Source organism: Skermanella sp. (assembly GCF_059503625.1).
Genome location: NZ_JCACHA010000963.1, coordinates 4,652 through 5,685, shown reverse-complemented (window position 1 = coordinate 5,685; position 1,034 = coordinate 4,652). Strand labels below are relative to the sequence as shown.

Here is a 1,034-nt window from a genome sequence, read left to right as displayed (position 1 = left end):
CAGAACAGCCGCATCGGGGTAACGGACTTGGGTGGCCGCGTCGTCCGCAGGCGGGGACGCAGGGCTTCCTCCAGCGCCGCGCGCGCCGGCGAGGGCGGCAGTTCCGCCGAATACCTGTGGATGCGCTCGATCGTCTTGGCGGGCAGAGTCGCGATCTCTTCGGCGGTCGGCATGATGAAGTCGCCCTTGTCAGGCAGCGACCCTTCATCGGCACGCGTCACGACCGGCGTCAAATCCGCAACCCTCCCCCGGCTCGATGCAAATGCCCAGGGACAAATACTATTAGATGCAGATTGAGGTAAATTCAGACTAACCGCCTAAGATCCTTGCCGTTGGTGCTGCGAGGTCTCAGCCCTGGCCGGGAGCCGGCGGCCGGTTACTCACCCAGCACGTCGGAAACGATCCTGGACAGCTTGCCGACATCGCGGACGATCAGGCTGCAATTCTGCCGCTCCAGCAACCCGGCGCGGCACAGGTTGCTGAGTTCGCGGGTGACGGCCTCCCGATGGGTGCTGATGCGGTTGGCGATATCGGTATGGGTCGGCACCGGGAATATGACGGCGGTGTTCTGGCCGGGTGACGATATCCGGGCAAGCCGCAGCAGTTCGGCGCGGATGCGGTCCTGGACCCCCAAGGTGCTGAATTCCACGATCCGCTCCGACAGGCAGCGGATGAGCCGCGTCATCCGGAGCATGATGGCCACGGCGCACTCCTCGTGCTCCCGCATCAGTTCCCGCAGCACGGGAGCCGGCATCATCGCGGCCAGCATCTCGGACTGGGCGACGACGCTGAGCGACCGTGGCTGGGCATCGATGGCGGAAACCTCGCCGAACATTTCGCCGGCGCCGAGATCGCGGAAACTGATCTCCCGCCCGCTTGCGGCGTAGTACGTCGCCCGCGCCCGGCCGGAAGATATGAAGAAGACGTCGCGGGTGGTATCCTTGTACCGGATCAGCGGCTGGTGCGACTCGAACCGCTTCCAGACGCACCGCCTGGAGTAAAGATCTACCGCTTCGGCGGGCAAGCCCTTGAAG

2 protein-coding genes are annotated in these 1,034 nt (G+C 65.0%); both read right to left on the bottom strand.

Going from position 1 to position 1,034, the window contains the following annotated elements; translation table 11 throughout:
* The coding region (locus AC5JJ6_RS35400) for a hypothetical protein (RefSeq protein ID WP_496046536.1) at window positions 1-233 on the bottom strand (233 nt) is incomplete at its 3' end.
* A gap of 143 nt (window positions 234-376) precedes the next feature.
* Window positions 377-1,034, bottom strand: a 658-nt coding sequence (locus AC5JJ6_RS35395) for a Crp/Fnr family transcriptional regulator (RefSeq protein ID WP_496046535.1), incomplete at its 5' end; no start/stop codon positions are given.